Source organism: Flavobacterium psychroterrae (assembly GCF_018380615.1).
GTDB classification, from domain to species: domain Bacteria; phylum Bacteroidota; class Bacteroidia; order Flavobacteriales; family Flavobacteriaceae; genus Flavobacterium; species Flavobacterium psychroterrae.
In genome coordinates this window covers 63,360-84,266 of sequence record NZ_JAGYVZ010000010.1, presented here as the reverse complement: position 1 = coordinate 84,266, position 20,907 = coordinate 63,360, and the positions used below count along the sequence as shown (strand labels likewise).

The window sequence follows — 20,907 nt, the reverse complement described above, 5'->3', positions numbered from 1 at the left end:
TTTTTTTGATTTTAATGGTGCAAATATCTACACTCAGAATTAAGTGAAAAAGATTTTTTTAACTTAATTTTAAATGTATGTAACAAGTCGGAAAAACTTTGTAATAAGTTATATTTTTACCTTTTTCAAAAAGTCAGAGCGGTAGGTTTCACTTAAAATCAAGGTGCTGTTTTTATCATTTTTCTCTAAATGATGCAAGACAATTTCGTTATGGTTAAAAAACTTAATGGCTTTTACCGCAACAATTTCTTTTTTGTTTACACGACAAAAATCAGCATCGGGCAATTCGTTTAAAAGTGTATCGAATTTCACGTTTTTCAAATTCAGGAAACTTCCATCAGTAAGTAAAACTGTTTTGTCCCGACTATCGCTAACCGCGGTTTTGATGTATTGAATCTGATTGAAATAAAGTAACGTTTTTCCTTTATCCGTATTTAGCTGGATAAACTTTTTTGCCGAATTTGGTTTATGAAAACGTTCATAGGCTTTTGAGATTGCTTTTTGTAAACGTTCCAGTTTTACAGGTTTTGTGATATAATCTACGGCATCAATATTAAATGCATCGGCGGCATATTCTTTATAAGCTGTGCAAAAAATTACTAATTTATTATCCAGCATTTCGGCAAGATGCAAACCATCAATTCCGGGCATTTCGATATCTGATATCAGCAAATCAAAATCAAGATTTGGAATATCTGCAAGGAGTTTCTCAGGATTGTTGTACGTTTTTACGATTTCAACTTCAGGAACTTGTTCGCAAAGCATTTTTAGGTACGTTAATCCCGGTAACTCATCGTCCAGAAGCAAGCATTTCAGTTTTGTATTCAAGTAAATCTATTTTAAGATGAGCAATATAAACGTCGTTTTCTACGAATTTATCAAGTTTGAAATTGTTTTTATAAATGATGCGCAATCGGTGTTCTAATGTTGCGTGACCAAAACCGCTTCGTTCTTTTTTCAATACTTTTTTGTCTGATATTTTATTTGAAACTGTCATAAAAAAAGCATTATCCCTAAACTCAAAAACAACCGAGATAAAAGCATCGGCACTTTGCAAATCAGCATGTTTAAAAGCGTTTTCGATTAAATCTATCGAAATTAAAGGTGCCAGTAAAGGTTGGTCGTATAACTTATCTTCTTTATTAATATTTGTTTTAATCTTCAACTCAAAAAGCGGACTGATTTTAATCTTATTGATTTCGATTAGATTCAATGCAAAATCAATTTCTTCTTTTGCAGTCACAAATTTCTTTTTGCTTTCGTATAAAATATAATCCAGCACATTAGCCAGTTTATCTAATGCAAAATAAGTTTGATACGCGTGCGATTGAATCGAATTCAAAATATTCTTAAACAAATGGGGATTCAATTTTGATTCTAAAGTTTCTAACTGCAAATCGTTTACTTTCATTTCGAGTGCATAAAAACTCTTTTCGGCATCGTCTTTTGCTTTTTTGAACTGCATCAATTGATAGATCAAAAAACAAATGATAACGATTAGCAATAAAAGTATTGCCAGAAATATAAAAGTGATGGTATTGTTTTCTTGCATAGTTGTAAAGTTAAAAAGTTTTTTTTGCCCACGGGTTTTACAGATTAAACTGGTTATCACAGATTCTCTTTTTAAGATTTACACTTTAAAAGAGCATAAAAAAAATAACCTAATCTGCGTAAATCCGTTTAATCTGTAAAATCTGTGAGCTATTTTTGCGCCATGACCCGAGCAATAGCGAACAGGCGAAGCAATTTCAGGAATAAGCACGAATTATAATATCTGCTTGATCTGCAAATCTGCGAGAACTTTTTTTTATTCAATTAAAATAAATTAATCAGTGTAAATCAGTTTAACCTGTAAAACCCGTGGGCAATATTTCTAATGACTAGAAACAAACTTCAACCCAATGATCGAAGCGATTAAAGTCGAAAGAAAAAATATTCTCCAGAAAGTTGCCGGTTCCTTAAAAACCAAAATCCCTACTAAAACAGTTCCAACCGCTCCAATTCCTGTCCAAACGGCATAAGCGGTTCCTATTGGTAAAACTTGCGTCGCTTTATACAACAATAACATACTTATAGAAAGACAAACAAAAAATCCAACCATCCAATAAGTTAAGATCATACCTGTGGTTTCCTTGGCTTTGCCTAAACAAGACGCAAATCCAACTTCAAAAAGTCCGGCTATTATTAATAAAATCCAGTTCATTTTCGTTTCATTTTTAAATTAAGTACAAATATGAGAAAAGCTAACGTAGAATTGGACAAAACATATAAATTTTCCTAAAAATCACAATACCAACAATGTTAATAAACAGTAAAAACCGAGGTGATAAATTATGATTTAGAGTGCTTTTCACTACATTTGCATCCATTTTAAACAATTTATGAAAAACGCAGTACAAGTTGGATTTTGGGAAAAACTAGCCCGAATCATACTTAAAAACAGAATAGTAATACTAGTAATCCTATCTGCTTTAACGATTTTCCTTGGTTATCAATGGAAAAACCTTGCTATGACTTATACTGAAGCTAACTTGCTTCCGAAAGATCATATCGTAAATAGACAATACCAACAGTTTTTAGATAAATTTGGTGAAGAAGGAAATTTAGTGGTAATTGGATTTCAGGATCCGAAATTTTTTACGCCGAAAAACTACGCCGCCTGGAATGAATTAATGACAGGTTTAAAAAATTCTAAAGAGGTTGATTTGGTCGTTTCATTAAACGATTTAAAGAAACTGGAGAAAGATACGGTAAACGAAAAATTTGTTCTGAATCCGTTTATTGATCAAAAGAAAGCGCTAGATCCGGAATATTTAAAAAAGGTACAATATGAGTTGTTTCACAATTTGCCTTTTTATGAAGGATTGTTGTTTAACAAAAAAAGCGGAAGTATACGTTCTGCGGTTTACATCAATAAAGCGCTTGTAAATACTGCCGAAAGGAAAACTTTTATCCTTGAAAATCTGGTTCCGAAAATCGATAAATTCGAAAAAACAACCGGAATTGATTTGAAAGTTTCGGGAATGCCCTATATCAGAACGATTAATGCTGATAATATGAAAGGCGAAATCGGACTTTTTATTGGCGCAGCTTTGTTTACCGTTTCCTTGATTTTCTTTTTCTTTTTCCGTTCGTTCAGAGCTACTTTTATCTCAATTTGTATTCTAGTTATTGGTGTAATCTGGTCTTTTGGGACACTTGGATTATTTCATTATAAAATCACGATTTTAACGGCTATTATTCCGCCATTAATTATTGTTATTGGGATTACCAATTGTATTTTCCTGATTAATAAATACCAGCAGGAAATTAAACTGCACAACAATCAGGCTAAAGCTTTGCAGCGTATTATTTCTAAAATTGGAGTTTCGACTTTAATGACGAATTTAACTACGGCGATTGGTTTTGCTACTTTCATGATTACAGGCAATGATTTGCTTTTTGAATTTGGATTGGTAACTTCTATAAATGTGATTTCGGTTTATTTACTGACGCTTTTAATTGTACCCATTGTGTACAGTTTCATGTCGGTTCCTGGCGAAAAACATTTGTATCATCTGACAAAAACATACATTTCGACTTTATTGGATTTTGTCGAAAATGTGGTAAAAAACAAACGAAAAACAATTTATATCATTTACGGTTTACTTTTGGTTTTTAGTATCATTGGAGTTACACAAATGAAAGTTTCCGGAAGTTTGATTGGCGAAATGCCAAAAAGCGCTTCATTTTATAAAGATATTTTATTTTACGAAAAAGAATTCAACGGTGTAATGCCGCTCGAAATAATGATTAACACCAAACATAAAAAAGGTGTTATGAAAATATCGACAATGCGTAAAATGGATGAACTCCAAAATACAATTGCCGAACTTCCTGAATTATCAAAACCCGTTTCGATCGTGAATTTGGTTAAATATTCAAAACAGGCTTTTTACAACGGAAATCCTGAATATTATCAGTTGCCGACTTCGCAGGAACAGACTTTTATTTTATCGTATGCGAAGAATGCAACGAAAAACAGCAAAGACAATTTAATGAAAGCTTACGTAGATTCAACTGGACAATATGCCCGAATCACGACTTTCATGAAAGATATAGGAACGCAGGAAATGGCAAGAGTGGAGAAAAAACTACGCTCAAAAATTGCTGAAATTTTCCCGAAAGATCGCTACGAGGTAACTTTGACCGGAAAAGCATTGGTTTTCCAGAAAGGAACATCTTATTTGGTTGATAACTTAATCGAATCCTTGATTTTTGCGATTTTAGTAATTGCGGGATTGATGTTGTATTTATTCAGATCGTTTAAAATGGTGATGGCATCTGTAATTACAAATGTTTTACCACTTTGTATTACGTCAGGATTAATGGGTTATTTCGGGATTCCGTTAAAACCTTCAACGATTTTGGTATTCAGTATTGCGTTTGGTATTTCAGTAGATAATGCGATTCAGTTTATGGCGAAGTACAAACATGATTTAATTCAAAGCAACGGAAAAGTCAAAAAATCTGTTTTCAGCGCTTTAAGAGAAACTGGAATTAGCACTTTTTATACCTCAGTAGTTTTAATTCTAGGTTTTGCTACTTTTACACTTTCCAGCTTTAGCGGAACAATTGCGCTTGGCGGATTAATTTCATGCACATTGGCATTTGCGATGTTTGCAAATTTATTGGTTTTACCGGCTTTGGTTTTGACTTTTGAGAAAAAGAAGGCTAAGAAAGAAGATTTGGAGAATTTGGAAGGGTAGATTTTTTTTTGCCACGAATTGCACGAATTATCTCGAATTTATAGCTCAAAATCTTTGTCAAAGTTTTATTAAACACAAACTTAGTCTTTGCGAGGAACGAAGCAATCTCATTTGCTAAATCAAACTTTGGGTCCTATTTCAGTGAGATTGCTTCGGTCCTCGCAAGGACAAAAATGCCTTATAAAAACTAAAACCCTAGCCCCGATCGCAGCGGCATCCTTTGTGTTTTTTCTTTAAAAACATAAAGATACAGCGGAGAGCGGGAAACAGCTTCTAATTTCAATAATTATCGTTTATATTTGCAGTTATTACACAACAAATAATTTAATTTCAATATTATATATAAAATGAAACACACAAAAGTTAAAGACTTATTAAACAGTACGACGACGCTTCAGGAGGTTAATGCAAAAGGATGGGTGAGAACATTTAGAAATAATCAGTTCATCGCTCTTAATGACGGTTCTACCATTAATAATATACAATGTGTTGTTGATTTTGAAAATACACCGGATGAAACTTTAAAAAGAGTTACAACTGGAGCTGCAATTTCTGTAACGGGAACTTTGATTGAAAGTAAAGGTGCAGGTCAGAAATATGAAATTCAGGTAAACAAACTGGAAATCTTAGGAGATTCTGATGCGGAGAAATTCCCGATACAGCCAAAGAATAAACCTAGTTTAGATTTCTTGCGTGAGAATGCACATTTACGTGTTCGTACCAATATGTTTGGTGCTATTATGCGTGTTCGTTCAGTATTGTCATTTGCGGTTCACAATTATTTTCAACAAAAAGGTTTTGTATATGTAAACACGCCAATCATTACAGGCTCTGATGCTGAAGGTGCTGGAGAAATGTTTAAAGTTACGGCTTTACCTTTTGACAACACGCCAAGAACTGAAGACGGAAAAGTAAATTATAAAGAAGATTTCTTCGAAAAAGAAACCAACTTAACAGTTTCGGGACAATTAGAAGGAGAAACTTATGCAATGGCTTTGGGTCAGATTTATACTTTTGGACCAACTTTTAGAGCTGAAAACTCGAATACTTCTCGTCACCTTGCAGAATTTTGGATGATCGAGCCGGAAGTTGCTTTCAACGATCTTGATGATAACATGGATTTGGCTGAAGATTTTATTCAGTACGTAATTAAATATGCTTTAGACAATTGTCAGGATGATTTGAAATTTTTAGAAGGAAGACTTTTAGACGAAGAAAAATCAAAACCTCAGGCAGAAAGAAGCGAAATGGCTTTGTTGGAGAAATTGAACTTCGTATTGGAGAACAACTTCAAACGTGTTTCTTATACGGAAGCAATTGACATTTTAAGAGATTCAACTCCAAATAAAAAGAAAAAATTTCAATATATCATCAACGAATGGGGAGCTGATTTACAATCAGAACACGAGCGTTATTTGGTAGAAAAACACTTTAAATGTCCGGTAATCTTGTTTGATTATCCTGCTAACATTAAAGCGTTTTATATGCGTTTGAACGACAACACTGAACCAGGAAGAGAAACGGTTCGTGCAATGGATATCCTTTTCCCTGGAATTGGAGAAATCGTTGGTGGTTCTGAAAGAGAAGAGCGTTACGACGTTTTGATCGAAAAAATGAAAGCCTTAGAAATCGACGAAGAAGAATTATCATGGTATTTAGATACCAGAAGATTCGGTTCTGCAACTCACGCAGGTTTCGGACTTGGATTTGAGCGTTTGGTATTGTTTGTTACAGGAATGACAAACATTAGAGACGTAATTCCTTTCCCGAGAACTCCTGGAAATGCAGAATTCTAAATAAATTTAATCGGTTAATCGTTCATTCGGTTAACCGATTTTCACGAATTACCAAATTGACGATTAAACAAATAAACGATTAAACATTATCAATGCTAAAGCAATTTTTAAATTTAAAATTATCCCAAAAATTATCTCCTCAGCAAATTCAGCTGATGAAGTTAATTCAATTGCCTACGCAAGCTTTTGAGCAACGTTTATTAGAAGAAATGAACGAAAATCCGGCTCTGGAAGCTGGAAAAGAAGACGAGTACGAAGCGGATGAATTCGCTAATGAAGAATACGACGATTATGATGATGCTGAAGGTGACAGAATCGAAGCAGACGATATCAATATCGACGAATACTTAAGCGACGATGATACTCCCGATTACAAAACTCAGGTGAATAATTATAGTGAAGACGAAGAAAGAGAAACTCCTTTTGCTTCGCCAATAAGTTTTCATCAGGATTTGATCAATCAGCTGAATACTTTTATTTTGAATGATGAAGAACGTGAAATTGCCGAATTCCTTGTTGGAAGTATTGATGACATGGGCTACATCCGTAGAAGCGTTGCTGATATTGTAGATGATATGGCATTTACTCAGGGTATTTATACGGATGAGAAAATGGTCGAAAAAATGATGCAAGTTATTCATGAACTAGAACCTTCAGGGGTTGGAGCACGCGATTTACAGGAATGTTTGTTATTGCAATTGAAACATAAAACACCAACTGAATATGTTGATTTAGCAATTGACATTATCGAAAATCAGTTTGATGCTTTTACCAAAAAACACTACGATAAATTATTGCAGAAATACGCTGTTTCAAACGAGCAGCTTAAAAAAGCAATTCACGAAATCGAAAGATTAAACCCGAAACCAGGTGGATCTTTTACAGGAAATAACAAAGTAACTGAAAATGTAGTTCCTGATTTCGCAATCAGAATTATTGACGGCGAACTGGAATTGACTTTAAACGGACGAAATGCTCCCTCCCTGCACGTTTCTAAGGATTATCAGGAAATGATGCAAACGTATAAAGATTCCCGTGATAAATCATCGGCACAAAAAGATGCGGTTCAGTTTATCAAACAAAAACTCGATTCTGCAAAATGGTTTATCGACGCGATCAGACAACGTCAGGAAACCCTTTTTGTAACGATGAATGCGATTATGCATTATCAGGAAGAATTCTTTTTAGACGGTGACGAAACCAAACTAAAACCAATGATCTTAAAAGACATTGCAGATATGGTTGGTTTGGATATTTCAACAATTTCGCGTGTAGCCAACAGCAAATATGTTGAAACTCCATACGGAACAAAATTGATCAAAGAATTTTTCTCTGAAGCAATGAAAAATGATCAGGGAGAAGATGTTTCGACTTTAGAAATCAAAAAGATTCTTAAAAATACAATTGAAGAAGAAGACAAAAAGAAACCTTTGCCAGACGATCAATTGGCAGATATCTTAAAAGAAAAAGGATATCCGATTGCCCGTCGAACAATTGCAAAATACCGTGAACAACTTGATATTCCGGTAGCGAGAATGAGAAAGAAGATTTAAAATCTAAACATTTAAATTTATTTTTTTAACCATTAAGAGATTAAGAAAAATTAAGTTTTGAGTTTATAACACATAGCAAACCCGACAGGTTTTACAACCTGCCGGGTTTATTTTTTTATATTATTTCGTCCTAAACCGGACTAAAGTCCGGCCCTACAAAATAGTTCGAGCCGAAGGCTCTTTTGTAGTTCCGAAGGAACAAATTATATTGTAGAGCTGGACTTCAGTCCAGTTTAAACAAAAAAACAACATTTTTATACAAACAAAAAACCCGACAAATTCAAAATCTGTCGGGTGTATTTATATTAGAATTTCTAATTTTATTTATATTGCTCCGGCGTTATTGTAATTTCAAACAAATAATCTGCCTTTTTATCGTCGTAATTATAAATTAAGGTAAAATTATTGTCTCGGAATATTTTAAGTCCTGGATTTGCTTTAACAGTACTTATTAAACTTTCCTGAATATTTAACTTTATTGTATCGACTTCAGCGGTCTGTTTATCAACATTTAATAAAGTCAAATTATACTGAACAACTTTGTCTTTTGGTAAAGTCACATTATCTAACCGAATTCCTTGCTGAATAGTTAAAGGACAATTTGCATTGTATTTCTCTACTAATTCAACCATTTCTTTATCTGCAACAGGTTCTTTAAAAGAGTAGTACACGATTAAAGCCAAAGATAATGCTACAATGGCACTTATTATTAAAGCAGTTAAATTCTTTTTCTTAGTGGGTTGCTCCATTTTATAGTTTGATTTGTTATGAAGAAAGAAATGTTTATTTCTCCTGATTTTTTTTCATTGCATTATAATAAGCTGCACGGCTTAGCGGCTCGTATTCTTCGGTTTCACCAAGCATAACTAGTTTATCACTATCGGTTTTACGAAAGCTGTAATTAGCAAGATTTCCTGTTCTGGTACAAACAGCATGAACTTTAGTCACATATTCTGCAGTTGCCATAAGTCCGGGCATTGGACCAAAAGGATTCCCTTTAAAATCCATATCGAGTCCTGCAACTATCACACGAATTCCCTGATTGGCAAGATCATTACAAACCGTAATAATCTCATCATCAAAAAACTGCGCTTCATCAATTCCTACAACATCGCAGCCTTGTGCTAAAATAGCAATATTAGCAGCCGCGGGAACCGGAGTTGAGCGAATTTCGTTAGAATCGTGGGAAACTACCATTTCGTCATGATAGCGGGTATCAATAGCGGGTTTGAAAATTTCGACTTTTTGTTTGGCAAATTGAGCGCGTTTTAATCTGCGGATTAACTCTTCGGTTTTACCCGAAAACATTGATCCACAAATAACTTCAATCCAACCAAATTGTTCTTTGTGATTTACTGTATTTTCGAGAAACATTTTGTATTTTTCTACCTTTAAAAATGAATAGTTTTTATTACTTTGTACTGGTAATAAATCGACGTGGAAAATTGCTGTTTTTACACTTTTTCAAAAGTAGAAAATTTTTATCAAATCAAAGATTTGCGAACGCTTATTAACAGAAATAAAAAAATATCTTTCAGATTTCTTCTAAGAATAAAGATATTCAAATACAAAATATACTAAAATACCCTATTCACTATAATTTCAACAGTTATGAAAAAAAAATTGGAAGCCGATTTAATCAGCATTGCACATCGAATTTTAAAGCTTAAAAACAAATCCGATATCAATAAATTGTATCTTGAAACTCAGAAATTATATGAGAAACTAGCAATCTTAAAGTTTGTTGATGAAAATTTCGACTCTGCAAAACCAACAATTGGTCATAGTGAAGTGGCTGCCGAAATTGAATCTATATTTGATAAAGAAGAAATAATCCCGGCAGAAGTTACTACAGAAACTCTGGTTGCAGTTGAAGAAACTCCAATTGAAGCAATTCCTGAACCGGAAATTACACAAGAAATTAAACCCGAAGAAGTTCAGGAAGAAATCGTTGCTGAAGTTCCCGAAGAAATAATTCCGGAGCCAGAAACCGAAACCATTCCGGAACCTGTTGCTGAAATTATTGAAGAACCATCTTCTGAAAAAATTGAAGAACCAATTTTTGAAACTAAAAAAGAAACCGAAACCGAAGAACTTTCGTTTAGAACTATAAGTGATTTAAAACCGATTCCGGACTTTAAACCTGCTTTTGAATTAGAACTACCAGAAGAAAAAGAACCAGAGAAAGAAGAACCAAAACAAGAAATCCCATCAAAACCAAGTCCTGTTACAATTTCGTTTGAAGATTTCGGAATGAATTATGCAGATGCTCAGTTTGTAAAAGTAGACAGTTATGAAAACGTTTCTCCTACTCCAACTCCGCTCATTAATGAATTCGAAAACAAGCACGAGATTGTTGAAACTAAAGTTATTGAAAAACCATCAGAATCTAAAACAGCTACTTTAAACGAAAAGCTGGCAAAAGGTTTTCATGTTGATTTAAATGACAGAATCGCTTTTACAAAAAACCTTTTCGGAAATAATTCTGAGGATTACAGCCGTGTTTTAAATCAGTTACTGACTTTTGACAATTACAGCGAAGCACAGGATTTTATAGAAAATATGGTAAAACCGGATTATAATAACTGGGAAGGAAAAGATGATTATGCCGAACGTTTCCTTGCAATTGTAGAAAAGAAATTCTCATAAAAAAATAAAACACAGATTACACGAATTAACACGAATTAATCTTTTGTGAAATTTTTAATGACACTTAAAATTAGTGTCAATTAGTGAAATTAGTGTTATAATTAAATAGAATACCGAAAAAATTATGTCTAAATTATATATCGTTCCAACGCCAATTGGCAATCTTGAAGATATGACTTTTCGTGCGATTAGGATTCTGAAAGAAGTCGATTTGATCTTGGCCGAAGACACCAGAACCAGTGGAAAATTGTTGAAGCATTTTGAAATTGGCACGCACATGCACAGCCATCATATGCACAACGAGCACAAAACAACTGAGAATTTAATTGCACGTTTGAAAGCTGGTGAAACTATCGCTTTAATTTCGGATGCAGGAACTCCGGCAATCTCAGATCCTGGTTTTTTATTGACACGTGCTTGTGTCGAAAATAAAATTGAAGTCGAATGTTTGCCCGGCGCAACGGCTTTTGTTCCGGCTTTAGTAAATAGCGGATTACCAAATGATAAATTTGTTTTTGAAGGTTTTCTGCCTGATAAAAAAGGACGTCAGACTCGGTTTTTGGCTTTAGCCGAAGAAACCAGAACAATGATTTTATACGTTTCTCCGCATAAACTCGTTAAAACTTTAGCTGAATTTATCACCTATTTTGGCGAAGACCGACAAGTTTGTGTTTCGCGAGAATTATCAAAACTACACGAAGAAAATGTTCGCGGAACTGCCCGAGAAGTATTAACACATTTTGAAAAAACAGCTCCACGCGGCGAAATTGTCGTTGTAGTTGCCGGAAAAACAATAATAAAAGAACCTAAGAAAAGTAAATTTTCTAAGGATCAAGAAGAAGAAGAAGAAGAAGATTAAAAATATTTATGCACTCCCGATAGCTATCGGGATAAAATGATTCTCACAGATTAAATAAAAAAAGTTCGCCACGAATTTCACAAATTTCCACTAATTAAATTCGTGATAATTTGTGAAATTTGTGGCAAAAAAACCATAAAAAAATCCTTTTAAATCTTTTTATCCCGATAGCTATCGCGAGTGGCAAAAAAACAAATTAAAATTATGAGCATACAAGCCTTTTTAGAAAAAGTAAAACAAACTCCAAACCTAATAACATTCCCGGAAACTATTGCTGTAATCGAGGAAAACTACAACTTTACTCCAACAGCTTTCCAAAACGGAACTCAGCACAATGCAGCTGGCGAAAATTCTGGTTCTTGCAAATTATTTTCTTTCGCGAGATTACAAAACTTAACAAAAGAAGAAACATTAGCTTGTTTTGGCGCTTTCTATTTTGAAGAAGTTTTAAAAGATCCAAACGGAACAAATCACCAGAACATCAGAAACTTCATCAATTTAGGCTGGGACGGAATTAAGTTTGAAGGAAGTGCCTTGGAGTTGAAATAAATGCTAATACCTTTTTAAAACTACAAAATGAAGGACACATTAAAAGAAATCCCAACTATAATATTTCTCCTCATAATTGGCATTCCTTTATTTGTATTATTTATTCCTTTAGTTATACTGTTTTTAATATTTGAATTTTTTCAGAAAAAGCAATTCAAAAAAAGGTATCAAAATTATTTATTATCCATTGAAGGAAAGAAATTCTTCTGCTATAACACCCGGAAAAACAGCCACCATTATATTGAAAAAAATATCATAGCTAATCTTGCACAAGATATTGAGTATGTTTTTCTAGAAGGTAAAAATTTAAAATCCGAATACACTCGGAAATATATCTCTCACATGTTAAACAATATTTCTGATCGAAAAGGATTTCCATATATAATTAAAATCAGCAACGGAAAAGCATCTGACAAGTCCATTAATAGTGAATTTTACAACTTTAAAAACCAAAATAAAAATCCTGACGATTTAATTATTTTAATAAATAAAAGCTTTGATAAACTACAATAATCTCAGCAAAATCTAAAATCAATCCCGATAGCTATCGGGACTAAAATCTAAAATAAACAATGCGTTGGACATTAAAAACAAAACCTTCTGAAGATAAAATCAAACATTTGGCACAAGCCTTAAATGTAGAAGATTTTGTAGCAACACTTTTGATTCAGCGTGGTATTGAAACTTTTGAAGATGCCAAAAACTTCTTTCGCCCTAAGTTAGAACATCTTCATGATCCGTTTTTGATGAAAGACATGGATAAAGCTGTTGCCAGAATTGAACTTGCGATTGAGAACCAGGAAAACATTATGGTTTTTGGCGATTATGATGTTGATGGGACAACTGCTGTTTCTTTGGTTTCTTCTTATTTAAAATCACATTATCCCAATATTGCCACTTATATTCCAGATCGTTATGCTGAAGGTTACGGAATTTCGTTTAAAGGAATTGACTTTGCAGACGATAACGGAATTTCATTAATCATTGCGCTCGATTGCGGAATAAAATCAATTGATCATATTGCTTACGCGAAAGAAAAAAACATCGATTTCATTATTTGTGATCACCACAGACCCGGAGAATTTCTTCCGGATGCAGTTGCAGTGTTAGATCCCAAAAGAGAAGATTGTTTTTATCCTTATGATGAATTATGCGGTTGTGGCGTTGGTTTTAAATTAATTCAGGCATTAGGAACAAATCGCGGAGAAACAATTGAAGATTTAATTCCTTATCTGGATTTAGTTGCAACGGCAATCGCTGCAGATATTGTACCTATTACAGGAGAAAACAGGGTTTTAGCATATTTCGGATTACAAGTAATTAACTCAGATCCAAGACCCGGAATTAAAGCATTGGTGCATCAGGTAAAAAAGAAAACACTTGATATTACAGATGTTGTTTTTATTATTTCACCAAGAATAAATGCTGCCGGACGAATTAAACATGGCAATCATGCGGTTGAATTATTGACCGAATTCAATTTTGAGCAAGCCCAGCAATTCGCTTCAGAAATTGAACAATATAACTCAGATAGAAAAGATTTAGACAAACAAATTACGAAAGAAGCTTTTCAGCAAATTATACAAAATCAGGAACAAGAACGATTTTCAACAGTTGTTTTTCAGGAAGACTGGCACAAAGGCGTGATCGGGATTGTGGCTTCAAGATTAATCGAAACGTATTATCGACCTACTTTAGTTTTTACAAAAAGTGGTGATAAATACGCGGCATCTGCGAGGTCTGTAAAAGGTTTTGATGTTTACAATGCCTTAGATGCTTGTTCAGAACATTTGGAACAATTTGGAGGACACATCTATGCAGCAGGAATGACTTTAAAAGCAGAAAATTATATAATTTTTAAGCAAGCTTTTGAAAAACAAGTCGAGCAAACCATTTTACCGGAAATGCGAACTCCGGAAATCGAAGTTGATGCCGAAATTAACTTCGCAGATATTACACCAAAACTAGTCCGGATTTTAAAACAATTCGAGCCTTTTGGCCCTTTAAATATGACGCCGGTTTTCATGACCCAAAATGCAAAAGATACTGGTTATGCTAAAACTTTAGGACCTGAAGAAGAACATTTAAGGCTTTTTGTAAAACAATCCGGAAGCCTCGGGACAGACGGAATTGCCGCAATTGGTTTTGGACTTGGAAAAAAAATAGACATTGTAAAAAATCAACAATCTTTTCAGCTAGCTTATTCATTGGCTGAAAATGAGTGGAACGGAACTGTTTCGACTCAACTTATGCTTAAAGATATCAGAACAAATGACAACTAAAACAAATAAGCAAGATCCTTATCAGGCGCTGCGTTACAGAGAATTTAATGTGTTTTTATTATTGCGTTTCGCTATGGTTTTTGCCTGGTCAATGCAATTTATCGTGATAGAATGGGAAGTATATAGTTTGACTAAAAATCCGCTTTCATTAGGATTAATTGGTTTGATGGAAGTCATTCCGGCTGTTTCAATGGCATTATTCGCCGGACATATGGTCGATCAAAGAGAGAAAAAAGGATTGTTGGTAAAATGCATTTTGGGATTTTCTGTAATTAGTTTCGGGCTGTTTTTACTAACCTGGCCAAAAGTAATTGGAGGCTGGTCGACAGATGCCATTTTATATTCTATTTACTTTTTAGTTTTTCTTGGCGGACTGGTTCGTGCTTTTCTTGGTCCGACAATTTTTTCTCTTTTATCTTTAATTGTACCTAAAAAAGTATATCCAAATGCTGCAACATGGAGTAGTTCAGTTTGGCAAATTGGTTCGGTTTTAGGACCTGCGATTGCGGGATTTTCTATTAATTACATTGGTGTTCACTGGTCAATGTGTTCTGTTTTTGCCTGTTCCCTTTTCGCTTTAATCGCATTATCACAAATCAGCAAGAAACCAATATTGAATCCTAAAATTGGTGAGCCAATAATGGAAAGCCTTAAAGAAGGATTAAAATTCGTATTCAATAACAAAACCATTTTAGGTGTTCTTTCGCTTGATATGGTTGCAGTTCTTTTTGGTGGAGCCGTGGCTTTATTGCCAGTTTTTGCACAAGATATTTTAAAAGTTGGACCTGAAGGTTTTGGAGTTCTAAGAGCTGCGCCGGCAGTTGGTGCTTTTATTACTATGATGATCTCGGCCTACGTACCTCTATACAAAAAAGCGGGAATAAAACTTTTAGGAGCCATTTTTGTTTTCGGATTATCGATTATTCTATTTGGAGTTTCAACTATTTTCTGGGTTTCGGTTGTTGCTTTATTTTTAAGCGGACTTGCTGACGGAATTTCGGTTGTAATTCGCCAGACGATTTTACAACTTAAAACTCCGGATCATATGCGTGGTCGTGTTGCTGCCGTAAATTCGATGTTTGTAGGTTCATCTAACGAATTAGGCGCATTTGAAAGCGGTTTAACCGCTAAATTGATGGGGACTGTAGTTTCGGTAGTTTTTGGCGGAAGCATGACTTTATTAACCGTTTTAGGCTTCGGAATAAAATCACCGACATTTAGAAATTTAGATCTTCGAAAAGATATGGAAGATCATCAGAATATGGAGTAAATGAAACTAGTAATATTATCATTCTTTTTTATAATGTCCGTTTTTGTAAACGGTCAGAATCTTTATATCAAAACATATGGAAACAAAAAAGACAAAACGATAATTTTTATTCACGGTGGTCCAAGTGGAAATTCGACTTTATTCGAAAGTACAACGGCTCAAAAATTAGCAAATCAAGGTTTTTACGTGCTTGTTTATGACAGAAGAGGCGAAGGAAGATCTGCAGATCTTAATGCAACTTTTACTTATGCAGAAGCTTTTCAGGATATAAATGTCATTTATAAAAAATATCATTTAACAAAAGCCACGCTTCTTGCACATAGTTTTGGTGGTTTAGTTGCAACTCTTTATACTGAAAAATATCCCAAAAATGTTAACGCACTTGTTTTGGCCGGTGCATTATTTTCTCAACAAGAAACATATGACCATATTTTAAATTCTTTAAAGAAAAGTCATAAAGGCGACTCTAAAACTCTAAATAAAATATCATACGTAGAAAAACTGGATAAAAATTCTGCAGGATATCGAAAACATTGTTTTGAACTGGCAGGTGATAACGATTATTTTAAAATGCCAAATCCAACTAAAAAATCAAAAAAATTATACGCTGATTACGAAGCAAGCCAGTTTTTTAAAAATAATATCCGAAATAAAAATGCTCCTTTACTTTTTTATAAAAATGAAAAGCGAAATAATATTGACACCAAAACTTCCTTAAAAAAAATAAAAGATATAGGTGTTCCAATTTATGCTATTTATGGAAAAGATGACGGTGTTTTTTCTACTTCACAAATCAACGATATTAAAAATTTAGCCGGTGAAAATCATTTTGCTTTGCTAAATAATTGCTCACATTATCTTTTTGTAGATCAACAAGATAAATTTCTGTCTCATATCGAAAAATGGTTAAAATAATTTTTTAAACCCTATAAGTGATATAAGAAAATATAGTTTGCTAAATAGCATCTTCTTTTTAAATGAACTCACATCACTTATATGGTAAATATTTCTCTAAACTTTATAAGTTTTTTATTTAGAATTAATATAAATAATATTTATATTTGTTGCAATAAAAGATTTTATAATGAGAGAAATAGAACAATTATATCATAATAATTTTGGAATAGCCTTTTACTGGAAAAAGGAAAATGAAACTTTAACTGATAAAATACAGTTAGTTTTTAAGGAAACAGGTTTTTACTTTACTGTTTCAGAACTTAATCAGTTTTGTGATTTAATCGAGGACAGCATGATCGAAAATGCTTGTTGCGAAGCTTGTGAATTAAAAAATTCATGTCACAAATTTTTACTTAAAACCCCTTGCGCCGCCATAGATTTAGCCGTTTCAATCAAAGAATTAAAATCAATTAAGGATTTAGTAGAAGGTTCTTTGTTCAGAATTGAGCTGGATGAATATGTTTACGGAGTTGGCTTAAACTAAGAAGCATTCTAAATATTTTAACATCATCGTTTCATTATTGAAATATATTTTTATTTTCTTCAGAAAAAAGTATATTTACAGCAATGAAAAAAAGCCGCATTCTTTTTGCTGTTGTTGTTCTGATCGCTTTTCTCTCAAGCTGTAAAAACGAATCCGACAATTACATTGATCCACGAGGAACAGATTATGCTGGTTCTCAAAGCTGTATTCAATGTCATCAGGTACAATCTGAATCTTCTTTTCATAATTCACATTTCAAAGCAACATCTCCCGCTACAAAAGAAAATATTTTGGGTCATTTTACAAATGGCAGCAATACTTTTGTTTATGACAAAGACACTAAACTTGTCATGGAAGAACGCAACGATAGTCTTTATCAGATACTTTATAAAAACGGAAAAGAAGTTGAAGCGCATCCGTTTGAAGTTCTTTTTGGAACAAAACATGCTCAAACAAGTGCTTTCTGGCAAAATCATTACACTTTCGAATTGCCAATTTCTTACTATAAATCTTTAAATAGTTGGGCAACAAGTCCGGGATATTCAGCTTCTAAAGTAAACTTTGAGCGAAAAATTGATAAGGAATGTTATGGTTGTCATAGCTCTAATATTGCCAGCAGATACATTACTACAAGTTCAGATAGTATTAATTTTTTAAATCAGGAAGTAGAGGATTTCATGAATCCTAAAACTTTAATTTACGGAATCGACTGTGAACGCTGTCACGGACCGGCAAAAGAACACGTTCAAAAACATTTAAAATTTCCAGATTTAAAGACAGCACAAAACATCACTTCGTTTAAAAAACTAACGAGACAGCAAAAAATTGACGCTTGTGCCCTTTGCCATTCCGGAAATGACAAACTAAAAGTAAAATCTCGTTTTGAATACAAACCGGGAGATGATTTATTAGAATATTTCAGAGGTGTTCCGGGATCAAATGACAGTATACATTATGATGTTCACGGCAATCAATTAGGATTACTTGCCCAAAGTAAATGTTTCAAAAAAAGCGCTACTATGGATTGCATGACGTGCCATAATCCGCATGAGAATGCTTCACAAAATCTGGCTTCTTATTCTAAAATTTGTATGAGTTGCCATAAAGGAATCCAACATAATGCCACAACATTAAAAACAATGCCTGCAAACTTATTGGCTCAAAATTGTGTGGAATGTCATATGCCAAAACAAGATTCAAAAGCAATCCGTTTTCAGCAATCTAACAGCAAAACAATGTCAAGTTATTCATTGAGAACGCATAAAATGGCAATTTATCCTAACAATAAAAAGTAATTATTATTCGAATTTCTGAAGTTCAAATATTTCACCATCAAAAACTCCGTAGGTAAAATAGCCAATCCAATCGCCTAGATTTACGTATTTAGCATCTTCTCCAACCGGAATTATCATTGGTAAATGACGGTGACCAAAAATAAAGTAATTATAATGTTGGGTTTCGAGCTTGCGTTTGGCGTACAAAACCAGCCATTCGTTTTCTTCACCTAAAAATTTTACATCTTCAGCGCCGGAAATTAGTTTGTTTTTAACTGATAAATATTGGGCTAAACTTACCCCAACATCCGGATGCAACCAACGGAAAAGCCATTTTGAAAACGGATTTGTAAATACCTTTTTCATTCGCTTATATCCTTTATCTCCGGGACCTTTTCCGTCGCCGTGACCTATTAAGAATGTTTTTCCGTTAAAGGTAAATTCTTTATTATCATGATAAACCGGAATATTCAATTCGGTTTGAAAGTAATCGTTCATCCATAAATCGTGATTTCCCACGAAAAAATAAATTGGAATCCCACTATCCCGAATTTCGGCCAATTTGCCTAAAACACGCACAAAACCCTTTGGAACGACCGTTTTATATTCAAACCAAAAATCAAATAAATCTCCTAATAAAAAAATAGCTTCCGCATCTTGTTTTACAACATCTAACCAGGCGACAAATTTTTGTTCGCGCGGGAAACTCAACTCGGGAGTTGGAGCACCAAAATGCTGATCAGAAGCGAAATATACTTTTTTCATTTAGATAATTAGATTGTTAGATTTCTTAGAATATTAGATTTAAACCTATGTCATTCTGAGCGAAGTCGAAGAATTGGAATTTGGAATTTTTAAAATTGGGATTTAACTTAGATATTATCAGATGCGTACCATTCTGCAAATGAAGATTCTGTTTCCTGAAGTTTAAGTGAAAACAACGAAATATCTTTTGGTAAACGCGCAATAATTCTATCAGCAAAATCAACAACCATATTTTCGCTTGTTGGCTGATAATCTACTAAAATCACGTGATGTCCACGATTTTTTAATTCATTTGCCAATTCTAAATGTGGTGTTGTTTCGTTAAAAACAGTTGCATGATCAAACTGATCGACGATTTCTTCTTTTACAATTTTCTTTAGATCCGAAAAATCAATTACCATTCCGAATTTCACATTCGATCTATCCGTGATTGGTGAACCAATAACTGTTACCGATAATTTATAACTGTGCCCGTGAACGTTTTTACATTTTCCGTCGTAACCGTACAAAGCATGTCCGGTTTCGAAACTAAATTGTTTTGTAATTCTGATATTACTCATCGATTTTAATTTTAGGTTGCAAATTTACAAATTAATAACCGTTTAAATAATAAATTCCAAATAAAGAAAAATTCCAAATTCCAATAAGACTGAATGTCACTGGATTTGGAATTTTTTATTTGTATTTCCTTTTTACCTATTTTTTAAATTGTGTCAAAGCTTTTCTGCTAAAATCAGATAAGACTAATTTTCCGGTAATTGATGCACGTTCCAGAAGTAATGATTCCCAATGTTCCGTTCCTTCCCATATAATTTTCTTCATTTCTTGTAAAGCTTCGGGATTGTACGAACTTAATTTTTGAGCAAAAGTTGTAACTGCATTATCCAGATTTTCTGCGTTATGAATTTCCGAAAATAATTTATTTCCTAAAGCCCATTCTGCTGATTTCCACTCGTGTGCAGCCAAAGTCATTTCGGTCATTGCAGCTTTTCCTATTTTACGTGAAACCGCTGGTTCAATAACAAACGGACCAATTCCTATTGCTAATTCAGATAATTTAATGGCACTTTCGGGCGTAGCCAAAACATAATCACAAGCCGAAATAATACCAACTCCTCCTCCAACTGCTTTTCCCTGAACACTTCCGATAATTAGTTTGGAACAATTGCGCATTGCATTTAATAAATGTGCAAAACCTGAAAAAAATTCTGTTCCCTGAACTTCATTTTCTACCTGCAGCAATTCATCAAATGAAGCACCGGAACAAAAAACCTTTACTCCTTCGCTTTGCAAAATAATAACCGAAACAGTTTCATTTAAGCTTAAAGAATTGATTTCGGCTGTCAAACGATTCAATAATTCCCTCGGAAAAGAATTACTTGCCGGATGACCAAATTGTACCGTTGCAACAGCATTATTAAAAGTAGTTTGTAAAGAACCGTTTTGATTTTGTGAACTCATAAAAATAGATTTGATCGTAAAGTTACAATTTTGACAACTATTTTTAATCGAAGCGTATTTGAAATTTGTTTTTTGAAAATTAATTGACTTTATTTGCTAACGCTTTGGGGGATTAGCTCATTTGGCTAGAGTACTTGCCTGGCAGGCAAGGGGTGACCGGTTCGAATCCGGTATCCTCCACAAAAAAACCGCGACCCTTACAAACAGTAAGGTTAGCGGGTTTTTTCTTAAAATCCTGTGTCAAAACCGTGACACAACTA

20 protein-coding genes and 1 tRNA gene are annotated in these 20,907 nt (G+C 33.7%); 13 read left to right on the top strand and 8 right to left on the bottom strand.

What is annotated here, in order from left to right; genetic code table 11:
• Positions 1 to 108: 108 nt before the first annotated feature.
• The 3 genes from KHA90_RS12060 to KHA90_RS12050 all read right to left on the bottom strand — a co-directional run bounded on the left by KHA90_RS12060 (position 109) and on the right by KHA90_RS12050 (position 2,203).
• A complete protein-coding gene (locus KHA90_RS12060) occupies positions 109 to 828 on the bottom strand; it encodes a LytR/AlgR family response regulator transcription factor (protein ID WP_213299880.1) in 720 nt (239 codons plus the stop codon).
• A complete protein-coding gene (locus KHA90_RS12055) occupies positions 791 to 1,552 on the bottom strand; it encodes a sensor histidine kinase (RefSeq protein WP_213299877.1) in 762 nt (253 codons plus the stop codon). The genes KHA90_RS12060 and KHA90_RS12055 overlap by 38 nt, the downstream gene beginning before the upstream one ends.
• 321 nt (positions 1,553 to 1,873) lie before the next feature.
• On the bottom strand, positions 1,874 to 2,203 hold the full coding sequence (locus KHA90_RS12050) for a DMT family transporter (protein WP_213299874.1): 330 nt from the start codon (positions 2,201 to 2,203) through the stop codon (positions 1,874 to 1,876).
• 178 nt (positions 2,204 to 2,381) lie between these two features.
• Between KHA90_RS12050 and KHA90_RS12045 the strand changes: the two genes are divergently transcribed.
• From KHA90_RS12045 to rpoN, 3 genes are all read left to right on the top strand, one after another.
• Positions 2,382 to 4,748, top strand: coding sequence for an efflux RND transporter permease subunit (locus KHA90_RS12045; protein ID WP_213299860.1), 2,367 nt, complete (start codon positions 2,382 to 2,384; stop codon positions 4,746 to 4,748).
• Between the two features lie 347 nt (positions 4,749 to 5,095).
• Positions 5,096 to 6,544, top strand: a complete 1,449-nt coding sequence (gene asnS, locus KHA90_RS12040; RefSeq protein ID WP_213299857.1) for an asparagine--tRNA ligase — start codon at positions 5,096 to 5,098, stop codon at positions 6,542 to 6,544.
• 92 nt (positions 6,545 to 6,636) lie between these two features.
• Positions 6,637 to 8,097, top strand: coding sequence for an RNA polymerase factor sigma-54 (gene rpoN, locus KHA90_RS12035; protein ID WP_213299854.1), 1,461 nt, complete (start codon positions 6,637 to 6,639; stop codon positions 8,095 to 8,097).
• A gap of 320 nt (positions 8,098 to 8,417) precedes the next feature.
• On the opposite strand, the gene KHA90_RS12030 is transcribed toward rpoN, so the two are convergent.
• Both KHA90_RS12030 and KHA90_RS12025 read right to left on the bottom strand, forming a co-directional pair.
• Positions 8,418 to 8,846 carry a hypothetical protein gene (locus KHA90_RS12030; RefSeq protein ID WP_213299851.1) on the bottom strand — a complete coding sequence of 143 codons (429 nt, stop codon included), beginning with the start codon at positions 8,844 to 8,846 and terminating at the stop codon, positions 8,418 to 8,420.
• 34 nt (positions 8,847 to 8,880) lie between these two features.
• Positions 8,881 to 9,471 (bottom strand): thymidine kinase, encoded by a 591-nt coding sequence (locus tag KHA90_RS12025; RefSeq protein WP_213299848.1) that lies wholly within the window; start codon positions 9,469 to 9,471, stop codon positions 8,881 to 8,883.
• A gap of 237 nt (positions 9,472 to 9,708) precedes the next feature.
• On the opposite strand from KHA90_RS12025, the gene KHA90_RS12020 reads away from it, so the two are divergent.
• From KHA90_RS12020 to KHA90_RS11980, 9 genes are all read left to right on the top strand, one after another.
• The gene (locus tag KHA90_RS12020; RefSeq protein WP_213299845.1) at positions 9,709 to 10,746 is read left to right on the top strand and encodes a hypothetical protein; all 1,038 of its coding nucleotides are present in this window, start codon (positions 9,709 to 9,711) and stop codon (positions 10,744 to 10,746) included.
• Between the two features lie 124 nt (positions 10,747 to 10,870).
• Positions 10,871 to 11,605 (top strand): 16S rRNA (cytidine(1402)-2'-O)-methyltransferase, encoded by a 735-nt coding sequence (rsmI, locus tag KHA90_RS12015; RefSeq protein WP_213299842.1) that lies wholly within the window; start codon positions 10,871 to 10,873, stop codon positions 11,603 to 11,605.
• Between the two features lie 204 nt (positions 11,606 to 11,809).
• Positions 11,810 to 12,154 (top strand): HopJ type III effector protein, encoded by a 345-nt coding sequence (locus KHA90_RS12010; protein ID WP_213299840.1) that lies wholly within the window; start codon positions 11,810 to 11,812, stop codon positions 12,152 to 12,154.
• A 27-nt stretch (positions 12,155 to 12,181) separates the two neighbouring features.
• On the top strand, positions 12,182 to 12,667 hold the full coding sequence (locus tag KHA90_RS12005) for a hypothetical protein (RefSeq protein ID WP_213299837.1): 486 nt from the start codon (positions 12,182 to 12,184) through the stop codon (positions 12,665 to 12,667).
• A 59-nt stretch (positions 12,668 to 12,726) separates the two neighbouring features.
• Positions 12,727 to 14,436 carry a single-stranded-DNA-specific exonuclease RecJ gene (recJ, locus tag KHA90_RS12000; RefSeq protein WP_213299835.1) on the top strand — a complete coding sequence of 570 codons (1,710 nt, stop codon included), beginning with the start codon at positions 12,727 to 12,729 and terminating at the stop codon, positions 14,434 to 14,436.
• Positions 14,426 to 15,706 carry an MFS transporter gene (locus tag KHA90_RS11995; RefSeq protein ID WP_213299832.1) on the top strand — a complete coding sequence of 427 codons (1,281 nt, stop codon included), beginning with the start codon at positions 14,426 to 14,428 and terminating at the stop codon, positions 15,704 to 15,706. The genes recJ and KHA90_RS11995 overlap by 11 nt, the downstream gene beginning before the upstream one ends.
• A complete protein-coding gene (locus KHA90_RS11990; protein ID WP_213299830.1) occupies positions 15,707 to 16,621 on the top strand; it encodes an alpha/beta fold hydrolase in 915 nt (304 codons plus the stop codon). It begins immediately after the preceding gene.
• 169 nt (positions 16,622 to 16,790) lie between these two features.
• Positions 16,791 to 17,147: a hypothetical protein gene (locus KHA90_RS11985; RefSeq protein ID WP_213299827.1), complete on the top strand. Its 357-nt coding sequence runs from the start codon at positions 16,791 to 16,793 to the stop codon at positions 17,145 to 17,147.
• Positions 17,148 to 17,230: 83 nt separating this feature from the next.
• Positions 17,231 to 18,442, top strand: coding sequence for a cytochrome c3 family protein (locus KHA90_RS11980; protein ID WP_213299824.1), 1,212 nt, complete (start codon positions 17,231 to 17,233; stop codon positions 18,440 to 18,442).
• 3 nt (positions 18,443 to 18,445) lie between these two features.
• Here KHA90_RS11980 and KHA90_RS11975 read toward each other — a convergent pair whose 3' ends face one another.
• From KHA90_RS11975 to KHA90_RS11965, 3 genes are all read right to left on the bottom strand, one after another.
• Positions 18,446 to 19,186, bottom strand: coding sequence for a UDP-2,3-diacylglucosamine diphosphatase (locus KHA90_RS11975; RefSeq protein ID WP_213299821.1), 741 nt, complete (start codon positions 19,184 to 19,186; stop codon positions 18,446 to 18,448).
• Between the two features lie 107 nt (positions 19,187 to 19,293).
• Positions 19,294 to 19,746 carry a 6-pyruvoyl trahydropterin synthase family protein gene (locus tag KHA90_RS11970; protein ID WP_213299818.1) on the bottom strand — a complete coding sequence of 151 codons (453 nt, stop codon included), beginning with the start codon at positions 19,744 to 19,746 and terminating at the stop codon, positions 19,294 to 19,296.
• 136 nt (positions 19,747 to 19,882) lie between these two features.
• A complete protein-coding gene (locus KHA90_RS11965; protein WP_213299815.1) occupies positions 19,883 to 20,647 on the bottom strand; it encodes an enoyl-CoA hydratase/isomerase family protein in 765 nt (254 codons plus the stop codon).
• 106 nt (positions 20,648 to 20,753) lie between these two features.
• Here KHA90_RS11965 and KHA90_RS11960 point away from each other — a divergent pair.
• Positions 20,754 to 20,827: transfer RNA gene (locus KHA90_RS11960), tRNA-Ala, on the top strand.
• The last annotated feature ends 80 nt before the right edge of the window (positions 20,828 to 20,907 follow it).

Excerpts from the sequence above, each read along its gene's own strand:
- KHA90_RS12055 (WP_213299877.1), bottom strand. The coding sequence starts at position 1,552 with ATGCAAGAAAACAATACCATCACTTTTATATTTCTGGCAATACTTTTA.
- KHA90_RS12050 (WP_213299874.1), bottom strand. The coding sequence starts at position 2,203 with ATGAACTGGATTTTATTAATAATAGCCGGACTTTTTGAAGTTGGATTT.
- KHA90_RS12045 (WP_213299860.1), top strand. The coding sequence starts at position 2,382 with ATGAAAAACGCAGTACAAGTTGGATTTTGGGAAAAACTAGCCCGAATC.
- asnS (WP_213299857.1), top strand. The coding sequence starts at position 5,096 with ATGAAACACACAAAAGTTAAAGACTTATTAAACAGTACGACGACGCTT.
- rpoN (WP_213299854.1), top strand. The coding sequence starts at position 6,637 with ATGCTAAAGCAATTTTTAAATTTAAAATTATCCCAAAAATTATCTCCT.
- KHA90_RS12030 (WP_213299851.1), bottom strand. The coding sequence starts at position 8,846 with ATGGAGCAACCCACTAAGAAAAAGAATTTAACTGCTTTAATAATAAGT.
- KHA90_RS12025 (WP_213299848.1), bottom strand. The coding sequence starts at position 9,471 with ATGTTTCTCGAAAATACAGTAAATCACAAAGAACAATTTGGTTGGATT.
- KHA90_RS12020 (WP_213299845.1), top strand. The coding sequence starts at position 9,709 with ATGAAAAAAAAATTGGAAGCCGATTTAATCAGCATTGCACATCGAATT.
- rsmI (WP_213299842.1), top strand. The coding sequence starts at position 10,871 with ATGTCTAAATTATATATCGTTCCAACGCCAATTGGCAATCTTGAAGAT.
- KHA90_RS12010 (WP_213299840.1), top strand. The coding sequence starts at position 11,810 with ATGAGCATACAAGCCTTTTTAGAAAAAGTAAAACAAACTCCAAACCTA.
- KHA90_RS12005 (WP_213299837.1), top strand. The coding sequence starts at position 12,182 with ATGAAGGACACATTAAAAGAAATCCCAACTATAATATTTCTCCTCATA.
- recJ (WP_213299835.1), top strand. The coding sequence starts at position 12,727 with ATGCGTTGGACATTAAAAACAAAACCTTCTGAAGATAAAATCAAACAT.
- KHA90_RS11995 (WP_213299832.1), top strand. The coding sequence starts at position 14,426 with ATGACAACTAAAACAAATAAGCAAGATCCTTATCAGGCGCTGCGTTAC.
- KHA90_RS11990 (WP_213299830.1), top strand. The coding sequence starts at position 15,707 with ATGAAACTAGTAATATTATCATTCTTTTTTATAATGTCCGTTTTTGTA.
- KHA90_RS11985 (WP_213299827.1), top strand. The coding sequence starts at position 16,791 with ATGAGAGAAATAGAACAATTATATCATAATAATTTTGGAATAGCCTTT.
- KHA90_RS11980 (WP_213299824.1), top strand. The coding sequence starts at position 17,231 with ATGAAAAAAAGCCGCATTCTTTTTGCTGTTGTTGTTCTGATCGCTTTT.
- KHA90_RS11975 (WP_213299821.1), bottom strand. The coding sequence starts at position 19,186 with ATGAAAAAAGTATATTTCGCTTCTGATCAGCATTTTGGTGCTCCAACT.
- KHA90_RS11970 (WP_213299818.1), bottom strand. The coding sequence starts at position 19,746 with ATGAGTAATATCAGAATTACAAAACAATTTAGTTTCGAAACCGGACAT.
- KHA90_RS11965 (WP_213299815.1), bottom strand. The coding sequence starts at position 20,647 with ATGAGTTCACAAAATCAAAACGGTTCTTTACAAACTACTTTTAATAAT.